We start from the raw sequence: 4,844 nt of genomic DNA on the forward strand, positions 1-4,844 counted from the left end.
GCCATGGCTATAAACTCTTCGAGCGATTCGTTAACAACGGCGCTGTGTGCAAACGATTTTTGGCGCACTTGTGCAACTAGCATAGGCAGCTCGTACATTTGCTTTGGGGCTTTGGTTAAGCGCTCGGTCTCTAGGGCGTTTATAAGCGTGGCGGTTTGCTCTTCAAGGTCGGTGTGCTTGTCTTTTAGTTTGCGAATTTCCTTGCGGAACTCACGCACTGATAAGTCATTGAGTGTGTCTAGGTCGTCGTCATCTAACGATTCAACAGTTTCAACCGGTAAGCGAGCCATTTCAATCAGCTTGCTTTTGTTCATGTTCAAAAGCGCAGACGTCTGCGTTTTTGAATCAGGCAATGCTAAAAACATTTTTGCTACTGCTATCGAATTTTGTGTATTACGAACAGGAATACCGAACTCTTTTAGTTTTTGCTCGAATTCGCCGTGGCCTAAGTGCATTTTGATCGACATATACAACAGCCCGCGCTTTGCGGTATCAACCAGCGCTTGTTCTTCCATACGCACAACCAGTTGCCATGCTTCGTCAACTGAATCTGGCATTACGAGCTGTATGTGCCCTGCCATCTTCTCGATTTTGGCGCTTAACTGCTGTTGCTCTTCGGCAGAGAATGTTTGATCCGTTAACTCAGTGCTCATAATGGCCTCCGGCTGCGTTTATGCGGCTGGCTTTACAAAATGCAGACGGTTTTTGGTCTTTGATTGTCATTGTTTTTAGCCTTATATGGGTTTTATATCGGGTGGTGAAATGGTGCTTTCAGTCTTGATTGTCGTTAGTTAATAACGACTCTGTTATGTAGCGCTGCATGGCTGTTCGCTCTTCTATTTCCATTTGCAGCTCTGCATGCTGTTGCAGTAGTTGTGAGCGCTGATCGACCGCTTTAAACAAAATGGGTTTAAGCAATATATTGGCTGGCTCTGTTGAACGCACTGCGTAACACAAGGCAGGCAAATAATGCATTGGCATATAGTTAGTTTGACTTGGGGCAAGCCATTTATTGAGTTTGGCTTGGTCTACATCGTTGTTTTGAGCGCGTAGTGCATCGTTCATGCGGTCAGCTATTACTGGGCGACTAAAGCCAGAACGCTTCATGGCTGAACATACGCTGTGAATAAACAAGTGGTATATATCGCAATCAGGCGCTACATCGGCATCTAGAATGCTTTTAGTGAGTTGTTTTTGCTGTGCCATTGTTAAATTTTCCATGGTAAAAATCTCTTGCAAAATTACATTGATTTAATACGCGTGATTGCCGATGCTATTGCTCACTGGCTAGTAACTCGCGTAACGCTTGTACTTTTTTAGCGCGACAATCTTTGTTTTTAATGTAGGCAGGTACATCGGGGAAGATAACGTCTACCGGTTTGCCGATAATCTTGGCAATGGCAGCAGCCACTTTGTATGAGGTGGTATGTTGATAAACAACACTACTAACATGCGATAGGTTTAAACCCAGCGCAGTAGCAACAATTGACAGTGAATAGCCTTTTTCTTCAAGGGCTTGTTTAATTTGCTCTGGTTTCATTGTAAAGTACCTTTTGGTTTACATTCTCTTTTCAGTTCTTTGGCGAGATTTAAAGAGAATGTTTTTGTTAATGTGTGGTGAGTATAGTTTCAATATATTGAAACTGTCAACGTTAAGGTTTCAATATTTGTCATCATTATATTCAATATATTGTACATTGTTGAAGTTTCTAGTAATTTTAATGGTTAAAAGTTTCAATAAATGACAACTTTCTTGCGGGAAGAGCGTAACAGGTTAGAGCTAACACAAGCAGATGCTTCTAAAGCAATTGGTGTAGGTAAAACGACTTTCCTTCGTTGGGAAGCTGGATATCCAATCCCTTCTGACAAATTAATTGCCTTATCCGATATTGGCTTTGATATTAATTACGTACTCAAAGGCTGTAAAAGAGATACTTTACCAGCCGCATCAACACCAGGCACAGCCCTGCAAACCAGCCATGCTGATTTAACGGCGGTGCCGCAATATGATTTATCAGCCAGTGCTGGTGGTGGCGCATTAGTGGTAGCTGAGCACCCTATTGCTCGTTTTGAACTTTCAAAGCGTTGGTTAGAACAACACAACTTACATAATAAGAAGTTAACCGTTGTTCCCGTTCGCGGTGATAGTATGGAAAACACACTTCACGATGGTGATTTAACGCTTGTTTCGTTGATAGATGATTTATCAGAAGCACGTGAAGGTGTTTGTGTTCTACGCTTTGATGATGAGATTTTTGTAAAACGTATTCAGTACGATTTTAAAAGTAAGGGTTATAAAGTCACTAGTGACAACAACGCTTACTCTGGTTTTTTTGTTGATGCGGATGATATTAACGCTGGGCGCTTTAGCGTACTTGGTCGTGTAGAACGTGTGTTACAACGGGCACGTAAAGTAGATTAGTTCACTTTAAAAGGGATTTTGTATGATTAAACATGGTTTGGTTATTACGTTTGTAATGAGTGGTATCCTAGTTGGTTGTGGAAAAAATGACAGCACTGAGCAAACAACTCAGCTAACCCCACCACCTGCTGATTTTATTAGCCCTTACAGGTTTATTAAGTTTAGGTTGGAAGCTGCAAGCGATATTTTAAAAACTGCCGCGAATGCAAATGGTTCTATTATCACAACTACTGCGCAATACAAAACTCGTTATGACAGTACTGATGGTGTAATTACTTATTCTGAAATTTACTTGCTAGAGACTGCACCATGTAGCCAAACAGAACCGTTTGATCCTATCGCTGTGTTAAATGCTGTTGCGGTCAATCCAAAAAATTTAGAAGAACGAGACAGAATGACCCATTTAGCCAATTACTATGATCATCAAGAAAAATTAAAGATTAGTGTTACCTGTGAACAAGACGGAACGCCCATTGTGGTTAGGTTTAGTAATAAATATTACCAAGGTTAATACATTGAATATTTTAGTGTCTTTCCTATTTAGTTAAGTGTGTTTAAAATCCTTGCCCAATTAGAAAGATTTTTACAAAAAATTATAATTTAAAAAGGAAATTTTGATATGGATGATTTTTATATATTCCTTAGTATGGATAAAATATCTAAAGATAACTTCATCAACAGAGGAAACAAAATTTATTCTTCGGGATATTTTAATTCACTTCAAGACCCCGATTTCAAATTAGCATATGCAAATGGAACTATTGATTACATTCCTTATTTACCAAATAAAGACTCTTGTCCCCATTCTCCTTCTAATTTCCAGTTAAATATAACCAATAACTACACTCTAGAATACAATCTAGAGCTTTATAGAAAACAAAATATGCCACACGCACCTTCTCGGTTCTCCTGCATATATGCTTTTGATTCATATAATGAATGTTGTACGGTAGCTACTAAATTTGGTTGGAATTTAGCGACTGTTAGAAAATTTAGACTTATGCCAAATGAGTTAAATAAGGTTCATAATGTAAATATGGAGGTAGTATCTTTAATGAGGGGCTTGGGATATATGTCTGGTCTTAGTACTGATGAATTAAATAAAGTTTTTAAGCACTATTGGGATGGCAAAGATGAAATTACTCTACAAACCCCATTTCATGGTACCCGTAGCAGTGGAATAATTAGAGAATGTTTAATCGAAGGGTGTTTAGAAATGCAGGACGATTTATAGAATGATATCAAATGAAATACTTGGAATTTCAATCGTCGCCGTCATGACTATATTTTCGTGGCTCTTAAAAAAGTACCTATCCGAGAAAACAAAAAACCTGGCAACAATACAAGATATAAATAAAATCACGACAATTGTTGAAACAATAAAAAACGACAATGCTAAAAAGCTAGAAGAAATAAAACAAAATAACCTACTTACGTTAGCCACTAAAAACAAACACCAAGATTTAAAAATTAAAATCTACTCTGATGCGATTGAGGCTATCACCAAAGCAAGCAATACTTTCGTGATGTTTTCTGACCTCACATACGATAAAGATAAATTCATTTCAGAAACTCTTGATGTAGGGATCAAAATTGCTAAGATCCAAGTTGTTGGGGAGAGTGAAACAGTTAATAGTATTATAAAAATAATGACTGCATTCAATATAGGAGCTCTTGATTTAGTACAAGCTCGAATCCCTTTATTACAGAAAGCAGATTTAATTAAATCATTAGAAATAAATGAATATACCGATCACGAATCTGAAAAATTAAATTATAGAATAGAAAGTTTGGAAGCTGAATTGCTAGAAGAACATATAGAATTTTCAAAGATTTGTATTAAAAAACAGCGTAATGTAAATGAATTTTTACCTAGCTTTATTAGTTCTATTAGAAAAGAACTAGAGTTATCACCTTTAGAATTTGATCAATTTGAAATGTTTATAAGTGATATGGATTTAGCATATGATAGCTTTGCTAATGAAATGACCGAATTGGCTAAATCAAGTTGAAATACAGTGATTCTATTTTGGAAGCCCCTTGTGGGGCTTTGTACTAGTTTAATAAAGTTGCATAAAATTTGCCTAAGTCTTCAAATTGCGCAATACCTGCAGCTAAAGTAGTAAAGCTTGCTACAAAATGAAAGGTATCAATTAACTTCTTACCGAAACCACTTTCTTTCAATTCATGTCTGTAATTAAGGTCAGTCATTGCATGGCCTAAAACCATATCTAAACTGTCAATAATTGGGTTTATGCCAGTAATAATATATGAATTAATATTCTCTAATATTCGATTTAATGGTAAGCGTCTAGCAAAATGCACCTGCCAGTAACTCGTCAAAATGATTAAGCTATTTCCGAATTTCAATGAGGAGATAGCCATGAGAAAAACACGTAGCCTTGAACAGTGGCGCAGTATT

Annotated in this window: 8 protein-coding genes; 4 read left to right on the top strand and 4 right to left on the bottom strand. The window is 37.2% G+C overall.

Annotated elements, in window-relative coordinates:
• The 3 genes from H5187_RS22585 to H5187_RS22595 form a co-directional block, all read right to left on the bottom strand.
• The coding region (locus tag H5187_RS22585; RefSeq protein WP_182798394.1) for a hypothetical protein at positions 1–653 on the bottom strand (653 nt) is incomplete at its 3' end.
• Positions 654–771: 118 nt separating this feature from the next.
• Positions 772–1,221: a hypothetical protein gene (locus tag H5187_RS22590; RefSeq protein ID WP_149981131.1), complete on the bottom strand. Its 450-nt coding sequence runs from the start codon at positions 1,219–1,221 to the stop codon at positions 772–774.
• A 52-nt stretch (positions 1,222–1,273) separates the two neighbouring features.
• Complete coding sequence (locus tag H5187_RS22595; protein WP_016707158.1) at positions 1,274–1,540, bottom strand: helix-turn-helix domain-containing protein; 267 nt, start codon at positions 1,538–1,540, stop codon at positions 1,274–1,276.
• Positions 1,541–1,741: 201 nt separating this feature from the next.
• On the opposite strand from H5187_RS22595, the gene H5187_RS22600 reads away from it, so the two are divergent.
• The 4 genes from H5187_RS22600 to H5187_RS22615 all read left to right on the top strand — a co-directional run bounded on the left by H5187_RS22600 (position 1,742) and on the right by H5187_RS22615 (position 4,434).
• Positions 1,742–2,422 (top strand): LexA family transcriptional regulator, encoded by a 681-nt coding sequence (locus H5187_RS22600; RefSeq protein WP_182784427.1) that lies wholly within the window; start codon positions 1,742–1,744, stop codon positions 2,420–2,422.
• Positions 2,423–2,444: 22 nt separating this feature from the next.
• Positions 2,445–2,933 (top strand): hypothetical protein, encoded by a 489-nt coding sequence (locus H5187_RS22605; protein WP_182798395.1) that lies wholly within the window; start codon positions 2,445–2,447, stop codon positions 2,931–2,933.
• Between the two features lie 108 nt (positions 2,934–3,041).
• Positions 3,042–3,656, top strand: a complete 615-nt coding sequence (locus H5187_RS22610) for a hypothetical protein (RefSeq protein ID WP_182798396.1) — start codon at positions 3,042–3,044, stop codon at positions 3,654–3,656.
• Position 3,657: 1 nt separating this feature from the next.
• Entirely contained in the window at positions 3,658–4,434 is a 777-nt protein-coding gene (locus H5187_RS22615) for a hypothetical protein (protein ID WP_182798397.1), read from the top strand.
• 43 nt (positions 4,435–4,477) lie between these two features.
• Here the strand turns inward: H5187_RS22615 and H5187_RS22620 are convergent.
• Positions 4,478–4,844: hypothetical protein (locus H5187_RS22620; RefSeq protein ID WP_220493327.1), on the bottom strand; the 367-nt coding region annotated here is incomplete at its 5' end.

This window comes from Pseudoalteromonas sp. SG44-1, assembly GCF_014164315.1.
In the GTDB taxonomy this organism is placed as follows: Bacteria; Pseudomonadota; Gammaproteobacteria; order Enterobacterales; family Alteromonadaceae; genus Pseudoalteromonas; species Pseudoalteromonas rhizosphaerae.